17 protein-coding genes are annotated in these 17,196 nt (G+C 71.4%); 10 read left to right on the forward strand and 7 right to left on the reverse strand.

Going from position 1 to position 17,196, the window contains the following annotated elements; genetic code table 11:
- The first annotated feature begins 131 nt into the window (after window positions 1–131).
- Window positions 132–737, forward strand: a complete 606-nt coding sequence (locus NMN56_RS18640; protein WP_274041640.1) for a response regulator transcription factor — start codon at window positions 132–134, stop codon at window positions 735–737.
- A gap of 77 nt (window positions 738–814) precedes the next feature.
- Here the strand turns inward: NMN56_RS18640 and NMN56_RS18645 are convergent, their stop codons facing one another.
- The 3 genes from NMN56_RS18645 to NMN56_RS18655 form a co-directional block, all read right to left on the reverse strand.
- Window positions 815–2,026 (reverse strand): sensor histidine kinase, encoded by a 1,212-nt coding sequence (locus NMN56_RS18645; RefSeq protein WP_274041638.1) that lies wholly within the window; start codon window positions 2,024–2,026, stop codon window positions 815–817.
- A gap of 137 nt (window positions 2,027–2,163) precedes the next feature.
- Complete coding sequence (locus NMN56_RS18650; RefSeq protein WP_274041636.1) at window positions 2,164–4,425, reverse strand: TOMM precursor leader peptide-binding protein; 2,262 nt, start codon at window positions 4,423–4,425, stop codon at window positions 2,164–2,166.
- A 4-nt stretch (window positions 4,426–4,429) separates the two neighbouring features.
- On the reverse strand, window positions 4,430–4,786 hold the full coding sequence (locus tag NMN56_RS18655; protein WP_274041634.1) for a hypothetical protein: 357 nt from the start codon (window positions 4,784–4,786) through the stop codon (window positions 4,430–4,432).
- 312 nt (window positions 4,787–5,098) lie between these two features.
- Between NMN56_RS18655 and NMN56_RS18660 the strand changes: the two genes are divergently transcribed.
- The 3 genes from NMN56_RS18660 (at window position 5,099) to NMN56_RS18670 (ending at window position 8,209) form a co-directional block, all read left to right on the forward strand.
- Entirely contained in the window at window positions 5,099–5,938 is an 840-nt protein-coding gene (locus NMN56_RS18660) for an AfsR/SARP family transcriptional regulator (RefSeq protein WP_274041632.1), read from the forward strand.
- A 266-nt stretch (window positions 5,939–6,204) separates the two neighbouring features.
- Window positions 6,205–7,323, forward strand: coding sequence for a thioesterase II family protein (locus NMN56_RS18665; protein ID WP_274041622.1), 1,119 nt, complete (start codon window positions 6,205–6,207; stop codon window positions 7,321–7,323).
- Between the two features lie 28 nt (window positions 7,324–7,351).
- On the forward strand, window positions 7,352–8,209 hold the full coding sequence (locus NMN56_RS18670; protein WP_274041620.1) for an AfsR/SARP family transcriptional regulator: 858 nt from the start codon (window positions 7,352–7,354) through the stop codon (window positions 8,207–8,209).
- Window positions 8,210–8,262: 53 nt separating this feature from the next.
- Here the strand turns inward: NMN56_RS18670 and NMN56_RS18675 are convergent, their stop codons facing one another.
- Together NMN56_RS18675 and NMN56_RS18680 are read right to left on the reverse strand one after the other, a co-directional pair.
- Window positions 8,263–9,609 carry a hypothetical protein gene (locus tag NMN56_RS18675; protein WP_274041619.1) on the reverse strand — a complete coding sequence of 449 codons (1,347 nt, stop codon included), beginning with the start codon at window positions 9,607–9,609 and terminating at the stop codon, window positions 8,263–8,265.
- A complete protein-coding gene (locus NMN56_RS18680) occupies window positions 9,606–11,039 on the reverse strand; it encodes a DUF6002 family protein (RefSeq protein WP_274041617.1) in 1,434 nt (477 codons plus the stop codon). The genes NMN56_RS18675 and NMN56_RS18680 overlap by 4 nt, the downstream gene beginning before the upstream one ends.
- Window positions 11,040–11,381: 342 nt before the next feature.
- Here NMN56_RS18680 and NMN56_RS18685 point away from each other — a divergent pair, with 342 nt between their 5' ends.
- The 6 genes from NMN56_RS18685 to NMN56_RS18710 all read left to right on the forward strand — a co-directional run bounded on the left by NMN56_RS18685 (window position 11,382) and on the right by NMN56_RS18710 (window position 15,011).
- The gene (locus NMN56_RS18685) at window positions 11,382–12,635 is read left to right on the forward strand and encodes an aldehyde dehydrogenase family protein (RefSeq protein WP_274041615.1); all 1,254 of its coding nucleotides are present in this window, start codon (window positions 11,382–11,384) and stop codon (window positions 12,633–12,635) included.
- A 143-nt stretch (window positions 12,636–12,778) separates the two neighbouring features.
- Window positions 12,779–13,117: a TcmI family type II polyketide cyclase gene (locus tag NMN56_RS18690; protein ID WP_274041614.1), complete on the forward strand. Its 339-nt coding sequence runs from the start codon at window positions 12,779–12,781 to the stop codon at window positions 13,115–13,117.
- Window positions 13,114–13,374, forward strand: coding sequence for an acyl carrier protein (locus NMN56_RS18695; protein WP_274041612.1), 261 nt, complete (start codon window positions 13,114–13,116; stop codon window positions 13,372–13,374). Before NMN56_RS18690 ends, NMN56_RS18695 begins: the two co-directional genes overlap by 4 nt.
- Window positions 13,371–14,165, forward strand: a complete 795-nt coding sequence (locus NMN56_RS18700) for an SDR family NAD(P)-dependent oxidoreductase (RefSeq protein ID WP_274041610.1) — start codon at window positions 13,371–13,373, stop codon at window positions 14,163–14,165. Before NMN56_RS18695 ends, NMN56_RS18700 begins: the two co-directional genes overlap by 4 nt.
- On the forward strand, window positions 14,165–14,545 hold the full coding sequence (locus tag NMN56_RS18705; RefSeq protein WP_274041608.1) for a SchA/CurD-like domain-containing protein: 381 nt from the start codon (window positions 14,165–14,167) through the stop codon (window positions 14,543–14,545). The genes NMN56_RS18700 and NMN56_RS18705 overlap by 1 nt, the downstream gene beginning before the upstream one ends.
- A gap of 4 nt (window positions 14,546–14,549) precedes the next feature.
- The gene (locus tag NMN56_RS18710; RefSeq protein ID WP_274041605.1) at window positions 14,550–15,011 is read left to right on the forward strand and encodes an anthrone oxygenase family protein; all 462 of its coding nucleotides are present in this window, start codon (window positions 14,550–14,552) and stop codon (window positions 15,009–15,011) included.
- Between the two features lie 133 nt (window positions 15,012–15,144).
- Here the strand turns inward: NMN56_RS18710 and NMN56_RS18715 are convergent, their stop codons facing one another.
- Both NMN56_RS18715 and NMN56_RS18720 read right to left on the reverse strand, forming a co-directional pair.
- The gene (locus NMN56_RS18715) at window positions 15,145–16,563 is read right to left on the reverse strand and encodes a multicopper oxidase family protein (protein WP_274041603.1); all 1,419 of its coding nucleotides are present in this window, start codon (window positions 16,561–16,563) and stop codon (window positions 15,145–15,147) included.
- A 60-nt stretch (window positions 16,564–16,623) separates the two neighbouring features.
- On the reverse strand, window positions 16,624–16,992 hold the full coding sequence (locus NMN56_RS18720; protein ID WP_274041602.1) for a SchA/CurD-like domain-containing protein: 369 nt from the start codon (window positions 16,990–16,992) through the stop codon (window positions 16,624–16,626).
- Between the last annotated feature and the right edge of the window lie 204 nt (window positions 16,993–17,196).

Consider the following 17,196-nt stretch of genomic DNA (forward strand, 5'->3'; position numbering starts at 1 on the left):
CTCGGGTTATGCTCCAGCCGGTGTTGACGGCGGCTCAAGGCGGTATCCTCACATCCCGAACTGTCAGGCGACGTCAGGCTACACAGACGGAGTCAGGCGACAGACGGCCGAGTCCGCGGGGGAACTCGACGATGATCTCAGTGGTGCTCGCCGAGGACATGCACATGGTCCGCGGCGCCTTGGTCGCGCTGCTCGACATCGAGACGGACATCGAGATCGTCGCCGAGGTCGACTCGGGCAACGACATCCTGCCCACCGTCTTCGCGCACCGCCCCGATGTCGCCGTGATCGACATCGACCTGCCCGGCATGGACGGGCTCACAGCGGCGGCCGAGGTGCACGAGAAGCTGCCGTCCTGCCGCACGCTGATCCTCACCAGCCTGGGCCAGCCCGGCAATCTGCGCCGGGCCCTGGAGGCCCAGGTCTCCGGCTTCCTGCTCAAGGACGCCCCACCCAGCAAGCTGTCCGACGCCATCCGCAGGATCTACGCCGGTGAGCGGGTCATCGACCCCGAACTGGCCCTGGACGCCTGGTCGGCCCGGGAGAACCCGCTCACCGCACGCGAGACCGAGGTGCTGCGCCTGGCCGCCGAGGGTGCCGAGGCGGGGGACATCGCGGGGCGGCTGTTCCTGTCGGTGGGGACCGTACGCAACTACCTGACGACGATCGTCATCAAGCTCGGCGCGCGCAACCGCGTCGACGCCCTCCGCATCGCCCGCGAACAGGGCTGGCTGTAGGGCGTCCGGCACGGTCCAGGGCCGGGCAGCGGGCCCCGTCACACCTCGGCCGGCCCCCATGCACCTCGGGCGGCCCGTCACACCGCGCTGGACAGCCGCGGGTGTGCGCCGGGATCGCCGGGACGGGACGAGGGCGTCAGCGGAACGCGGGCCACCAGGTGGAAGCAGCCGTCGTCCTCCTCCCGTGCGCTCAGCCTGCCGCCGATCGCGCCGACCCGCGCCGAGAGGTTCCCGATGCCGCTGCCGCCCTCGGCGTCGGGTGCGGGAGTCGTCGGGTCCGCGGGATCGGGGCGTGGCTGCACCCCGTCGTTCACCAGCCGCAGCACGGCGCAGCCCGCGTCACCGGTCACCGTGATCGCGCACTTGCGTACCTTGCTGTGCCGCAGGATGTTGGTGACCCCTTCGCGCAGCACGGTCGCCAGGACCGTGCCCACCGCCTCGGGTATCCGCTCCAGTGAGGTGTCCACCTCGGCCTCGATCCCCGCCGCCTCGAAGACCGAGACGGCCGAGGAGACCTCGGCGGGCAGCGAGATGTTGCGGTAACTGCGCGCCACGGCACGCACGTCGGCGAGCGCCTGGCGGGAGACCTCCAGCACCGAGGTCACCTCGTTCTTCGCCCGCACCGGATTGCCGTCCACCAGCCGGTGCGCCAGTTCGCTGCGCAGCGTGATCGCCGAGAGGCTGTAGCCCAGCAGGTCGTGCAGGTCCCGTGCGAAGCGCAGCCGCTCCTCCTCGACGGCCAGCCGGGCGATCTCCTGCTGCGCCGCACGCAGCCGCATCACCATCTGCGACAGCAGCGTCAGCCCGCACACCATGGCCGTCGTGGTCATGCTGGAGACCCCGATGTAGACGCCTTCCATACCTTCGAAGCCGTACCACGCCGTCAGCCAGAAGACGCTGCCCCAGATGGCGAGGGTCAGGATCCATGACCAGGGGCGGCGTAAGGACAGCAGCACCGAGCCGGCCAGCAGACCCGGCAGGCTCACCCACGAGGGCCCCATCACCGCCACCGGCGCGTACACCAGAACGGCCTGCACCCACAGCAGGGTGTGGATCTGTTTCCTGCGCAGCGGGGAGGACCGCGGTGCCGAGCGCATGATCTGGGTGACGAACAGCCCTACGAGAGCGGCGGTTCCCCCCACGATCTGCAGGAGGGAACCGCCGATGGTCAGCAGGTGCAGCGTCGCCGAACTGAGAAACCCGAACAGCGTCACCACCAGCAGGATCAGCGCGATGCGCGAGGCGGAGCGGGTGTCAGGACCTTCGTGGTCGCGCTGTCGCGATCCCATGAGCGCCCGATACGCGCGTCTGCCCCACAGCGGCCCGTTACGTGCTTGGTTAGCCTTCACCACCGTGCGTCTCCCCGTGGCAGTGCCGCCCCTTGCCCGGATCGTAGGCGCGCTGTCGCCGGCCGTGAGCGCCATTACTAGACAAAGACCGGGATCGGATTGAGGCCGTCGTACGGGGTCGGCGCCTGTTGACGGCCGAGTTGTACCGGTACGTCGTACAGCCTGCCATCCGCGAAGCGTGCCCAGAAGTGCCGGAGTCCGGGAACGAGCACCTTGACAACGGGAATCCCCAGGTCCGGCCGGGTCTGGTCCAGCACCAGCAGCTCCATCCCGCGCGCCCGTACCAGCGCCTCGGCAGCGAGCACGTCATCGAGCAGATCCTCGCTCCGGTGGTACGGGAAGTCCCCGCGCACGCGTTCCCCGGCCTCTGGATCCGGCAGCAGGTAGGGCTGGTTGGTGACCGTCCTGCGGGTGCACCAGTCCAGCAGTTCGGGGTCCTCGGCCGTGGTCCGCGCGTCCATCATGGCGGGCAGGAGCTGGTTCAGCTCCGTCACGGCACGGCGTACCGCGACCCCCGGGTCGAAGTGGCAGCCGAAGCCGAACGCGATGTCCTCGCGCGGCCCTTCGGCGATCCGGGAGAGCGCGGCGAAGGCGGGGACCCCCAGGTCGGACGTGAGATCGAGCGCCCACAACTCACGCCCCAGACGCCCGTGCTGCTCCCGCGTCGTGCTCAGCCACGGGTCGGCGAAGGAGTCCAGATCCAGTCCAGGCACCCGCGAGCGGTTGTACCACCACAGGGCCACCGCGTCCCTCTCCACCAGTTCGAAGAACCCCTGGAGCACGGCGTCCTCCAAACTGGCGCCCGCCGCGTTCCCGTTGGAGTCGGCCCGCACGTAACACGCGTCCTGAGGACCGGGCGCCGAGTAGTACAGCATTCCGGTCGGCAGCATGCGGTGCGTGCCATGGGTCACCGACCACACCGGGGTCCAGTCGATGACGGCGTTCTCGTCCAGCGGATCGCACACGTACTGGAAAGCCGGATGGACCCCGTTCCAGCGCAGCCGGTCGGCGAACTGCCGCTCGTGGTAGAGCTGGCACAGGTTCGGACGCAGCGCCTGAGCGCCCAGGTCGCTCAGGCGCGCCGCCGTGCGGGGTTCGTCCCCGTGGAAGGTGGCCGAATACCGCTCCAGCGCCTCGCACAGCGCCCCCACCTTCGCGTCCAGCTCGCTGACACCCTTGCCACCGCTCTGCGAGCGCAGCGCGTGCTGGATTCCGCGCAGGCCACGGCCGACGACCGCCGGATTCGAGCCGGACAGATAGGAGTTGAGGAACTCGGGGCAGCGCGGATCGCGCCGCAGCGTGTGCACCACCCCGGTGACCTCACCCACCAGATACTCGTACCGCTCCAGGATCTGCTGGGCCGGCAGCGCCCGGTGCCCGCCACTGCCCCCGCCCTGGTCCAGCTTGGGCCGGGAGACGAGGCGTACGGGGCGCCGCACCTGCTCGGTGACCAGCAGCGGATCACCGCACTCCGCGCACTGCGGACGGCGCTCCACGCGGTGCTGTCCGATGGCCAGGCACAGGCTGTCCAGCGTGCACACGGCCTGCTGGCTCTCGTGCCGGAATCCGGCCAGCCACTTGGACGCCTGGAGCGCCACGTTGTGCAGCGCCGTCGCATGACTGGCACCGGTGGCGGCGCGCGGCGGTGTGGGCGGGGCCGCCATACCGAGGGCCTCGCCCAGGTACAGCTCCGATTGGCGGTGGTGGCGCAGCCGGTGGGCCAGGCACTGCCAGCAGGCCCCCGCGCCCGGCTGGAAGACGGGCCCGATCCAGGCGGTGACGCCCGTGGGTTTGGCCAGCAGCCACGGCGTGCCCGCCGCGCGCTGCTCCCGGTCGATGCCGGCCAGACCGGGGGAGAGGTAGTCGTCGCACAGGACGACGGTGAGGGTGTGGCCGCCGCTCCCGTCGACGGTCAGTCCTGCGGCGGCGAGCGCCTGGGCTCCCCGCACGCCCGACCCGGCCGTCAGGTCCTTGAGCAGGACACGGGCCGAGGCCACCTCCTCGCGGGCCCGGTCCCCGTGCAGTCCTGCGCACTCCCAGAACGCGGCCTCGGCGTCCTGGGAGGCGCCCTGCGGCGAGGGTGCGAACCGGTCGATGAGACCCGCCTGGGTCAGCTTCGCCAGCAAGTTGCCCAGCGCTGCGGGTGTCAGCTTCCCCGCGGCGTCCCTGACCAGCGCCGGGAGGTCCCGGCTGCCGTCCAGCAACGGGGCCAGGGCCGCGACGGCTTCACTGCCGATGGCGGTGACGCCCTGCTCGGAGACGAGGTAGGTCGCGTCCCCTGGCACCACGACAGGGGTCAGATGGCGCCGGAAGGCCACCCGCGAGGGCGCGGTGTCCACAGCTTCACCCGTGGCGGGTGTCGCGCTGGACGGGGGCGAGGTCGCGCGGGTCGTCGGAGGTCCGGCAGACCGACGAGCCGGTCAGGCGGGGCGTGACCAGCACCGGGTCGTGCGGGTCGAGGCTGGTGATCGTCAGCTCGCCGCCGGTGTCGGCAGGCAGCGCTGGGATCGGGGTCTGTGCGTCGGTGCGCATCCCGAACTCGGCGAGCACGTCGTGCGGTTCGACGGCGTAGCGTACGGCCAGTGTGGGGTCCAGGTAGCACTGGGCGGTGAGTTCGGCGAAGCGCCAGTCCTGGTCGACGGAGCCTGCCGCGGGCTGCGGAAGGGTGACGGTGACCTTGGAGAGCGCGTGACCTGACATCGTGACTTCTCCCGTCGTGTGAGAACTCTGCGTAACAGCCGGTGTGGGGAGTGGCCCGATCGTGAGGGTCGCTGGCGCAATCAGCAGTGTGAGCGGGACGCCAAGTGAAGGGCCAGTGGAGGCTTCACGAACCTGCATATGAAGAATTCACGGTCGGGCCGGCCGTGATATCCGCTCCATGATCGTGAGTTACTCACTGTTGTCCCCGGATGCCGGATGGGATTCTCCTGAGGGGTCTCCTCACGGGGGACCCGTCGCTCGGGTCACGGGGATACGACCGGAGGCGACCGGACAGCCAACGGGAGGCACCACATGCACATCAGGGTGCTGGGAACTCTGCACGCCGAGACGGCAGGAGTCTCGGTCGTGCCGAGCGCGGCCAAACCGCGGCAGATCCTGGCCCTGCTCGCTCTGAACAGCCGGCACATCGTGCCGGTTCCCGACCTCATGGAAGAGGTCTGGGGGGCGAATCCCCCACGCAGCGCCCCCACCACGCTCCAGACGTACATCCTCCAGCTGCGCCGCAGGCTGCGCACCGCGCTGGGCGAGTCCGCCGGAGACGACCCGCGAAGGCTCAGCGACAAGGACATCCTCGCCACCCGGCACGCCGGCTATCAGCTGGAGGCCGCCGAATCCGATGTGGACGCGCTGGACTTCGAGCGGCTGACGCGCGCCGGACACTCCGCCTTCGAAACGGGCGACATGGCCAAGGCGTCCCGCCTGCTGACGGACGCGCTCGCGCTGTGGCGTGGCCCAGCGCTCGCCGACCTGCCGCACGGAAAGCACCTGGCCATCGAGGTCACCAGGCTGGAGGAGAGCCGGCTCGGCGCCATGGAGCGGCGCATCGCCGCCGACCTGCGGCTGGGCCGGCACCGCGAGGTGCTCGGGGAGCTGTGCGCGCTGCGCGGACGGTATCCGCTCTATGAGAACCTGCACGCGCTGCTGATGATCGCCTTCTACCAGGACGGCCGGTCCTCGGACGCCCTCATCGCCTTCAAGCGGCTGCGCGGCATCCTGGTCGAGGAGTTGGGCCTGGAGCCCTCCCCCCGCCTCGACCGCCTCCACCAGTCCATCCTCCGGGGCGAGGACGCCCTCAGTGCCTGGAGCGACCCGGCAGGCGCCGGCGAGACGGCGGCCGGTATCGCCGGTTGACCCGGCGGCGGCGGTAGCCACGGCGGCGACGGCAGCGGCCACGGCGACGACGGCAGCGGCAGCGACCGCGGCCACGGCGACCGCGACCGCGACTGCGGCAGCAACGGTGACCGCGACAGCGGCCACGGGCGCACGGCGGGCGGTGGATTCATGGACGCGTCCCGTGTCCGGTCCACCTCCTTTCAAGCCGTCGTCCAGTAACGGTCGTGAGGATCGGGCCCTCGACAACGCCGACCGGATGTCCGGGACAGCAGGAAGGGGGAGGCATGAACGCGTATCTGGTGGCGCCTCCCGGCCGAAGGCTGGGGGAGGCGATCCCCGGAGCGGACGAACGCTCCAGCGCCACGCTGCGGCTCTTCTGCTTCCACCACGCCGGTGCGGGAGCGCTCACTTTCGCCCGCTGGAAGCGCGAGTTCACCTCAGAGGTGCAGGTCCTTCCGGTGCGGCTGCCAGGACGGGAGACCCGATTGCGCGAGCCCCGTATCACCGAGGGCTCGCACCTGCTGGACGAGCTGGACACCCATCTGGGTCCGCTCCTGGAGGAGCCTTACGCCTTCTACGGACACAGCCTCGGCGCGCTGGTCGCCTACCGCTTCGCGCAGCACCGGCAGCGCACCGGGCAGCGGACGCCCGCGCTGGTCGGGCTCGGGGCCTGTCCGCCGCCGCATCTGCCGACGCCGCTGACCGAGCACCGGGACCTGTCGGACGAGGGCCTGCTCGCCGCGCTGAACCGGTACGGCACGCTGCCCTCCTACCTGTTCGAGCGCCCGCGCTGGCTGAGCACGCTGCTGTCGACGACGCGGGACGACCTCCACCTCGCCGCGAGTCTGCGCGAGGGCGCGCGGGAGCGGCTGACCTGCCCAGTGCACGCCTTCGCGGGGGCCGAGGACGAGGCCGCCACCGCATCGGCCGTCGCGGAGTGGCGCCGCTACACCAGCGGACCCTTCGCACTGCACACCGTCCCCGGCGGTCACTTCTTCGTCCGGGAGGCCGTACTGCCCGAACTGCTGGCAGCCGAACTGCGCCACCGCACCCGACCGCACCCCCGCCCGGCCGGCGGGAAGAGCCCGGCGGACGGCCGGAAGAGCCTGGTGAAGACCCAGAAGAGCCTGGTGAACGCCGGGAAGCACAGCGCCGAGAAGCACAACGACGAGGCACGCGACGGCGCGACGTACGACGGCGAGACATACGACGACGAGACGTACAACAACAACGCGGCGTACAGCAACGACGCGTACAACAACGACGCGTACGACGGTGAGGCGTACAGCAACGACGCGTACAACAACGAGGCGTACAACAACGACACGTACGACGGCGAGAAGCGCGGTGCCGACCAGAAGCGGGCGGCGAGCGGGACGTACCTGAGCCACCTGTCCGCATGAGTGCGAAGTGAACCGAAGGGAGCAGGAGATGGACATCAGCGTGCTGGGGCCGTGCAGGGTCGTCCAATCGGGGGTCTCCGTCGTCCCGACCGCGGTCAAACCGAGAAAGGTGCTGGCGCTGCTCGCGCTGTATCCGGACCAGGTGGTCTCCGTGGCCTCGCTGGTGGAGGAGCTGTGGGGCGAGTCCCCACCGCGCAGCGTGCAGACCACCCTCCAGACCTATGTGCTGCAGCTCCGCAACCTGATCGCCGCTTCGCTGGGCGACCGGCCGCCGGCGGATCTGCCGAACGGCGCCAAGAGCGTCCTGGTGACCGAGTCCGGCGGCTATCTGCTGGACACCCAGGGCGGCATGGTCGACGTGTCCGAGTTCGACCGGCTCTCGGGCGCAGGACACCGGGCCCTGGAGGCGGGCGACTTCGTGGGCGCCTCCTCCGCTTTCCGCAAGGCACTGGAGCTGTGGCGCGGACCCGCGCTCGTGGACGTGCAGTGCGGGCCGCTCCTGGAGATCGAGGCGACCAGGCTGGAGGAGTCCCGGCTGGGCATCCTCAACCAGCGCATCGAGGTCGATCTGACTTTGGGCAGGCACCACGAGCTGGTCGGCGAGCTGTCGGGACTGGCGGCCCAGCACCCCATGCACGAGGGCATACAGGCACAGTTGATGCTCGCCCTCTACCGCTCCGGGCGGCGCGGCAACGCGCTGGAGGTCTACCAGCGGCTGCGCGGCGTGCTCTCACGTGAACTCGGCCTGGACCCCTCGCCCGACCTCCAGCGCCTCCAGTGCGCCGTGCTGGACTCCTCCGTCGAGCAGGAGCTGACCCGTATCGCCCCGGAGACCAGCTTCAGCGGCAGCGGAGGGCCGCTGCGGGCGCTCCGCGGCAGCCACTGAGCCGCCGCCGCGCGACGGCGGTCAGCCACACCGCCGCGCGGCCTTTCAGGGGCCTACCGGCCGCCGTCCCGCACCCGGGTCAGCACGGCGTTCTGCACCGTACCGCCGGCCGCCAGCCGGCTGCGGGCCCAGCAGCCGCCGGGCCGGCCACCGAACAGCATCGGGCTGAGGACCGGCGTGAGACGGGACATCCACGTGGTCTCCCCGTCGGTCAGCTCCACGGGGGCACCCGCGGGCTCGACGTACTCCTGCACCACGCTGTCGCCCTCCAGGAACGCGCGCTCCACGGCCGCGGCCCAGGCGCGCGCGCCGCACTCGCGGCCCACCAGGACCTGGCGGCCCCCGGCGCGTACCGCGCTCTTGAGCACGAACCGCTCCCGGTCGCCCAACAGCAGCCCCGGCAGCTCCTGTTCGGTGCCGTGCCACGCGGTACGGCCCGCCACGGTGATCCGGGTCCACGGCAGCCAGCGGTCCACCAGCCCGCGTTCGCCCCGGGTCATCCAGGGCAGGCCCTCGGACACCAGCGCCAGCGCCCTCTTGTTGTCCAGGAGTGCGCTGCTCTGCGGCGGCAGGAGCAGCAGCCCAGCGCGCTGCGCGTCCCGAACGGGCTCCACGCTCACCCCCGAGCCGCTCCAGTCGCCGGGCGCGAAGTCGCGCAGGCCCAGCGGATAGCGCAGCTTTCCGGGGTGGCCCAGCGCGGCGGGCAGCTCCCCCGGCCCGAAGCGGGCGGCCTCGAAACCGCGGGCCCTGAAGTGCTCCAGGTCCCGCTCGTGAAGGCCGGAGCCCGCTCGCGGACCCGGGCAGTGCGGACCCGCGATGACCGCCAGGGCGCGCGGCAGCCCTCTGCGGGTGCACACGTCCTCGAACGCGCCGACGCGGGCCGCCAGCGGATCGTGCCCGGTGAACGGCGGGCGCCCGTCCTCGGTGTGGGTGCGCCGCCATACGCGGGTGAAGGCGTGGGTCTCGTGTGGGCCGCCGAAGGTGTCGCCCGCGTCGAAGCCCAGGAGCTGGGGCCCGGCTTCGCCGACGACGATGTCGGCGCGCGCCATCATCGCGCAGTAGTCGGTCTCGGTGTTGTCCAGCCCCGACAGCAGCGGATGGTCGGCCGGGTCGGCATCCAGCGCCACCAGGCGTTCGGGCCAGGTCGGGCCCAGCGAGAGCACCGCCCTGCGTACCAGTCCCAGCAGCACCCTGCCGACGCCGAACAGCTCGTCGTAGGAGCGCCGGGGCAGCACGAGCGGCTGCGCTGCCAGCGGGCCCGTCAGGTCAGCGCCCGTTCCCGCCAGCGCGCCGCGCAGTTGCTCGGCGAGCGCGGCGGGTGAGTGGGTGCGCGCCAGGGAGGGTTCGGGGTGCCGGGGGTCGTGGAAGAACGGGTGGGCCCCGCGGGCCGGCGCGCTCATCGCGGCGGTCCGTACGGGGCGACCGCGTCGGCGACGACGGTGTGCAGCTCGTCCACCGAGTCCGCGTACCGCGCGTGTGCGCCGGGCAGCGGGGTGCGCTCCTCCTCGCCGTAGCAGCCGGTGCCGTGCACCAGCACCTCGGGCGCCGGCGACTCCAGCAGCCTGCGGTCCACCGCGTTCATGACGCCGGTCAGCGTCATCACCAGCGCCCACTCCCGCAGCGCGTCGGGGTCGTCGGGCAGTTCGATGCCGGCCGGGCGCAGCATCGCGCGCACCGACGGGTAGCGGGCCAGGCACTCGTAGCGCGAGACGACGATGCCGTCACCACCGCCCGCGCGCACGGCCGCGGTCATCTCCCCGGCCGTGTGCGGGAAGCGCACGTAGAACGAGGGATCGACCTCCTCGTCCGGCGTGTAGGCCGTGTACGGGAAGCGCGCGTCGTCCCGCTGCCGGTGCAGACGGCGGGCCCGGTCCCAGGTGTAGGAGGGCACGCGGTCGCGGGAGAAGGAGCCGCTCAGCGCGTGCAGCACGAGGCCGGGGGTGCGCAGCTGCTGCACCAGGAAGTAGCGCGGCGCCGGCCCTCCCCCCGACTCCGCCAGCGTGGTGCCCAGTTGGTGCCCCAGCAATCCGGTGCCGGTGGCGACGGCCTGCGCGTGGACGCGGCCCCCGTCGGGTGCGGGCGGCAGCGACTCGCGCTCCAGCAGGGCGCGTACCGCACCGGCGACCCGCTGGTCGGAGGGGTGGGTGCCCCACCACAGCGCGCAGCCGGTCAGCGCGCGCAGCCGGTCGGCGTGCGTCTGGTGGTAGGACCAGGCCAGCTCCTGGACGCCGGCCGGCTCCGAGCCGTGCCACAGGACCAGCGGATTGCGGCGGCGCAGCTCAGGGTGCTCGCCGAGCGTGGAGTCGGCGACCTTGTCGCGGGAGCGCGCCGGCACCAGGCAGACCGCGTGCAGCTGCTCCGGCCCGGCCAGCCCGCACAACTGGGCGCGCAGCACCGCGTCCCGCAGCGCGGTGGCCCCGTTGCCCGACGAGGGGGCGAGCAGGGTGACGGGCTCACCGGTGCTGCGGATGTGCTGGACGGCGCGGGCGACCGTCAGCAGCGCGCCATGGGTGTCGGCGGTACGCGAGGCGGGATGACGGCGCAGGTCCAGCAGGTGCAGTTGGGCCGACCTGTAGTCGGGCAGCCGTACGACCGAGGCGGCTGAGGCCGCCAGGAACTCCCGCAACGGGCCGTCCATCGCGGGGAGTTCGCAGGTACCGGCGCCCGACAGCGCCGCGCCGCGCTCGTGCATCGCGCGCACGGCGGCCCGTACGGTCTCCCAGTGGCGCACCAGCGGAGGATCCTCGGCCGCCAGGGGCTCGGGCGTCTGCGCCGGCACGGGCGGTTGGGCAACTGGCCCGGCGCGGCCGGGCGTATCGGCGAGCGTCATCGTCCTGTCTCCTGCTTCTCGGCTCCGCCGTCCTGGCGCGGAGCGGGAAGGGGCAGTGCGAAGGGAGACGGTGCGAAGGGAGACAGTGCGGCGCACGGAAAAGGCAGGAAAGAACGTCGCTGGAATTCTTTCCGTATTCCGTCAGCGTTCCGTCTGCATTCCGTCTGCGCTTGTTCCCTTTTCCTTTCGCTTCCGCTGCGAGCGCTGGACAATGTGTCGCCGGGCTGATTAATCTGGGAATCACTCCCGGTCGGCGCCGGGTTTGTCTGCGGAGGGGCGGACAAACCTAACCCGGCGGGCTCAAGGACGAGTTGAGGCCGCCCGCGTGCGAGGAGTCTCCCGATGAGCCAGCCGTCCATGCCCGTGCTGGAGTCCTTCACCCGCGCCTGGCCCGATCTCGAAGCGGCACATGAACAGTCCATGCAGGCCGCTTCCGTGCTGCTCCAGTGCCGCGACGAGCTGCTGGCGGTACTGACCCGGGTCGCCACCTACGGCAGTGCACGCGACGAACTCCTGCGCTCCGTCGGCGCGTTGTCGGGCGCGCCCTGGGAACTGGCCCGCAACTGCCCGCCGCAGCTCGGCCGATTGTCGGTCTTCCTGCCGCCGGACAGCGTCCTGTACTCCTATGTGCTCCACGGGCTGGTGCCCGCGCTGTACTGCGACGAGGTCGTCATCCGCCCCTCGGCCCGCATCCGCGACACCGCCTACGCGCTGCACAGGGCCATCACCCGCAAGCTCCCGCCCGCACTGACCGCGCGCATCCGGCTGTCCGACGCCTCCGTTGCCGCCTTCCAGCCCGTGTGCGCCGAGTCCGACGCCGTGGTCTTCACCGGCGAGGCGCACAGCGCCCGCCGGCTGATGACCGAGGTCGGCGAGAGCCCGCTCTTCCTCCTCGCCGGGTCCGGGCCCAACCCGCTGATCGTCGGCCCGCGCACCGAACCGGCGGCGGCCTGCCGCACCGTGCTGCGCACCCGGCTCTACAACTCCGGCCAGGACGCGCTGTGTCCCGATGTGCTCTTCGTGCACAGGCTGCGGCTGAACGCGCTGGTCGAGCAGTTGCGCGCCGAGCTGTCCGTGCTCACCGTCGGCGCCCGGAGCTGGCCGGACGCCGTACTGACCTCCCTCGTGCACGCGGACGCGGTGGAGAGAACGGCGGCCTTCCTGGCCGAGCACGCCGACCGCGTCGTCGCCGGGGGCGGGGCCGACCCCGAACGGATGCTGGTGGAGCCCTCGTTGCTCGTCTTCGACGAGGACGCCGCCTTCCACCCGCCCGAGCTGCTCGCGCCGGTCTTCTGCGTCGTCCCCTACGAGGACCCGGAGATGCTGCGGGAGTGGGCGCGCGCGCCCGAGGAGCTGGAGCGCGGCATGTACGCCTCGGCGCTCGGCGAACCCCGGCTGACCGGCGAGACGCTGGGCACCGCCGTCCTCACCCGCGACGCGACGGCGCTGGACATGAAGGACGGCAACCAGCCGTACGGGGGTTACGGGGTGCGGGCCAGTGCCGTGCGCCGCGACGGCAGGCTCATCGGCAGGCCGCTGCTGCTCTCCAAGGAGGCGGCGCTGCGCCGCTCCGTGATCACCGGCCCGCTGCGCTGAGCGAGCACCCGCCGGGCCGCACGGGGCTGCCGTACGGGGCTATGGCGCGGCGCTATTGAGCGGGGCTGTAGAGCCCGCTGGCACGCTGCGCGCAGCCCGCCAAGTGCGGACTTCTCCCAGCCCTTTCCCGAAGGAGGCCGACGGTGGCGCACCGGACGCTCATCGTGGCGCGGATGGAGCCAGGCAAGGCCGACTCCATCGCCCAGATCTTCCAGGAGTCGGACGCGAGCGAACTGCCCCACATGGTCGGGGTGTCGCGCCGCACGCTCTTCACGTTCCACGACCTGTACTTCCACCTCGTCGAGGCCGACGAGGACATCACCCCGAATCTCTACCGCGCCCGGAGCCACCCGCTCTACGACGACATCAACACCCGCCTCGCACAGTGCGTGTCGCCGTACGACCCGAACTGGCAGGAGCCCAAGGACGCGATGGCCGACCCGTTCTACGTGTGGACGAAAGAGGGAGGAAGGATCCAGTGAGCGAGTTCACCCAGCGCGAGCTGGCCGACAAGCTGTACCAGTGTGCCGGGGAGTCCGAAGGCGTCGACCTGATGGCCGAGGACGCGCTCGACGCACCCTTCATCGACCTGGGATACGACTCCCTGGCGCTGCTCCAGGTGACCGGCGTGATCAAGCGCGAGTACGGCGTCGAGCTGTCCGACGACGCCGTGGTGGAGGCCGAGACGCCCCGGCTGCTGCTCAAGATGATCAACGCGAGCCTGCCCGAGGCGGCATGAGCGCCGGCAACGGGCAGGCCCCCGTGCCGGGCCCCGGACCGCAGGCCCCCGTGCCGGGCCCCGGGCTGGCGGGCAAACGCGTCCTGGTCACCGGCGGCACCCGCGGCATCGGCCGCGCCACGGCCCTCGCCTTCGCGGCGTCGGGCGCCCGCCTCGTGGTGGCACACCGCACCGCAGGCGAGGCCGCGCGTGCCCTGGCGGAGGAGCTGAGCGCGAGCGGCGCCGAACACCACCTGGTGCGCGCCGACGTGAGCACCACAGAGGGCGCCGCGCGCCTGGCCGAGGTGTGCGGCGCCCGGCTGGAGGGCCTGGACGTCCTGGTCAACAACGTGGGCGTGGACGGGCACAGCAAGTTCGCCGACCTGGACGAGACCGAGTGGCACCGGCTGATGGACAGCAACGTCACCTCGGCCTACCTCGTCACCCGCGCGACGCTCGACCTGCTCTCCGAGGGAGCCTCGGTCGTCAACGTCGGGGCCTCGGTCGCGCTGCGCGGCCGGGCCTTCGGCGTCCACTACTCCGCCTCCAAGGCGGCACTCGTCGGCTTCGGCCGTGCGCTGTGCAAGGAGGTCGGTACGCGCGGCATCCGCGTCAACACCGTCGCGCCGGGCGTCACCGAGACCGAGCCGGGCGGCGGGCTGCCGCCCCACCTCGTCGAACGCCTCGCCGGTATGACCGCGCTGGGCAGGCTCGGCAGTCCGGCCGACGTCGCCGGCGCCGTCCTCTACCTCGCGGGCGACGCGTCCCGCTATGTCACCGGGGCCACGATCACAGTCGATGGAGGAATCTGATGCCGTACGCGGCGATCACATACCGGGTCAAGCCCGGACACGAGGAGGAGATCGCGGAGATCTTCGCCGGCTTCAAGCGCGTCGACACCCCCCGACTGCCGGGCGACGACGGCCAGGCGGCCGGACGGCTGCTGGGGACCGGCGTGTTCATCAAGGACGACGTGATGGTGCGCGTCATCCACTACGAGGGCGACTTCGCCGCCGTCGGCAGGCACATGGCCACGCAGAAGGGGGTGCATGTGCTGGAGGAGAAGCTTCAGCCCTACCTCGCCGAGGAGCGCGACACCTCCTCGCCCGCCGCGTTCGCCGCGTACTTCCGCGACGCGACGATGCGCTCGATCGCCCAGCTCACGGTCGACACCCACCCCGCGGGGGCCTGAGGCCATGAGCGTGGACGAGGTGCTCGGTACCGCCGTGCTCCTCGGCAGCGGCGTCACGGCGGGGGTGCTCTTCGCCGTGGCGCTGAGCGTGCTGCCCGCGCTCTTCGCGATGCCGACGGGAACGTATGTGTACGCGCACAAACTGCTGGGGCGCAACTGGGACCCCACGATGCCGGCCGTCGTCCTGTGCTCGACGGGGCTGGCGCTCGCGCTGGCCGTCGTGGCCGAAGGGGCCGGGGCCCGCGTGCTCTTCGCCGTCGCAGCGGTGTTGCTGCTGGGGGTCTCCGCCGTCTCCCACCTGGCCAATGTGCCGATCAACCGGCGGGTCAAGGCGGTGGCCGACCCGGAGGCGCTGCCTCCCGACTGGGAGGACCCGCGCCCTCTGTGGCGGCGGTGGCATCTGCTGCGGACGGGGCTCGCGCTTTTTGCTCTCGCCCTCAACGCCGTGGGGGTTGCGGCTCTGTAGGGAGCCCCTGCTTTTGTCCTCAATGCTTTTGTCCTCAATCGCCTTTTGTCCTCAATCGCCGGACGGGCTCAATTGAGCCCGTCCGGCGATTGAGGACGAGCGCGCTAGCGCGATTCCTCGGCGGACGGGGCACTCACCGGCTGATTTCCATCTGGCCCATCATGCCCATCTGGAGATGCCCCAGCAGATGGCAGTGGTACATGAACCGGCCCGCGTAGTCGGTGAATCGGAGCTGAATGCGGGCGGCTTCGCCTGCCATCACCGTGAGGGTGTCCTTGAGCCCCGCCTCGCCGGCCGCCGGCGGTTTTCCGTTGCGGTCCAGGACCCGGAAGTGGTCCAGGTGCGGATGGAGCGAGTGCGGGATTCCGAACTGGGTGTCGGCGTTGACGATCCTCCACGTCTCGGTGGTGTCCAGGCGGGGCCGTATGTCGACGCGGTTGATGTCGAACGGCTCGTTGTTGATGAGGTGTTCGCCCGTCCGCGGGTTGAAGGAGAGGGTGAACTCCCGCTCCACCGTGGAGGTCCCCAGGTCAGGTGCAGCGCGCAGGGTGCCCGGCACGCTGCTGGGGTCGCCCGCTGTGCGTACCACGTCGAAGCGCATGACCTCCGTGGTCTCGCCGTCGTACGGGAAGGTGTTGTTGAGGACCAGCTTCCTGCCGACGCCGTAGCGGCCGAAGTCCACGACGATCTCGTGCCGCTCGCCGGGCCACAACTGGAGCATCCGGGTGGGCACGGGAGCGGGCAGCAGGCCGCCGTCCGTGGCGATGTGGGTGAACTCCTCGCCGTCGCCGAGCTGGAGCAGGAAGGGCCGCTCGTTGGCGGTGTTGACCAGCCGCAGCCGGTACTTGCGCGCCGCCACCTCGAAGTAGGGGCGCGGGGAGCCGTTGACCAGGATGGTGTTGCGGCCCTCGAAGTCGTGCACGTCCCACTCCAGCGTGCCGTTGGCGGCGAACTTGGCGTCCCGCATCTGGAGCGTCACGTCGTACTGCCCCTTGGGCAGCGGCAGGTTCTCCTCGAACTCGTCGGTGAGGAGGTAGGTGGCGGCCAGGCCGCGGTAGATGTTCTCCGCGTGTGAGTGGTGCGAGTGGTCGTGTATCCACAGGGTGGAGGCGCGCTGCTCGTTCGGGTAGCGGAACAGCCGCCGCTCGCCGGGCTTCACCTCGTTCTTGGGGTGCCCGTCCGAGCGCTCGGGGACGTGACCTCCGTGCAGGTGCATGGCGAAGGGCACATTCAGCGAGTTGACCTGCTCGATGACCACTGGCCGGCCCCGCTCGGCCACGATCAGCGGGTTCAGCACGCCGTTGAAGGAGCGGACGCGGGTCCGGGTGCCAGGCAGCACCGTGACGTCCGCCTCGCGGGTGGTGAGCCGGTAGAAGTCGTGGCCGGCGAACCGGGTGGGCCTCAGCGGCGTGGGCACCTTCAGCGGCACGGCGAACGGCGACTCGGCGGCGCGAGCTGTACCCGGGCGGCCCCCGATGACCAGGCTCGCCGGAACGGCTGCCAGGACACCGGTGGCGGCACCGGCTCTGAGCATGCTTCTGCGTGTGAGCACGGATAACTCCCTACTGGGACGGACGGCTGACGGAGAGCCGGCGAGGAGCCGGCGGACGGCTCAGGAATCCCGGACCGACATCTGCGCCATGCAGGTCAGCAGGCTGCGCCGGAAGGTCGCGACGAATCCCTCGACGCTGCTGGTGTCGCGGGGCCTGCTCAGGTACGGGGCGAGCTTCTTCTCGACCTCTTCGACCCCCGGCTGGGTGGCCATGTGGCGGGCCACGGCGTCCAGATCACCCTCGTACTCGATGACCCGGACCATCGTGTCGTCGCGGATGAAGACGGCCGTCGCCAGGATGCGGGCGGCCTCCTCGCCACCATCGCCCTTGACGACGGGCGAGCCGACCCGGCGGAAGCCGGTGAAGATCTCGGTGATCTCTTTCTCGTAGCCGGGCTTGATGTCGTAGGTGATGGCGGCGAACGGCATGGACGCTCCTCCTTTGACAGCGGGCCGGTGACAGCGGGCCGGTGACAGCGGGCTGGTGACAGCGGGCCGGTGGCGGCGGGCTGATAACGGCGGCCGGTGGCGGCGGGCCGGGCCGAGGACCGGCCCCGCCATTCGCACCCACACCGCTAGTCGCCCGCTCGAAGGCGGCTGGGCCGGGCCTGAGGGAGCAGACCGGGAGCAGGT

This window comes from Streptomyces iconiensis (assembly GCF_028657195.3).
Classification (GTDB): domain Bacteria; phylum Actinomycetota; class Actinomycetes; order Streptomycetales; family Streptomycetaceae; genus Streptomyces; species Streptomyces iconiensis.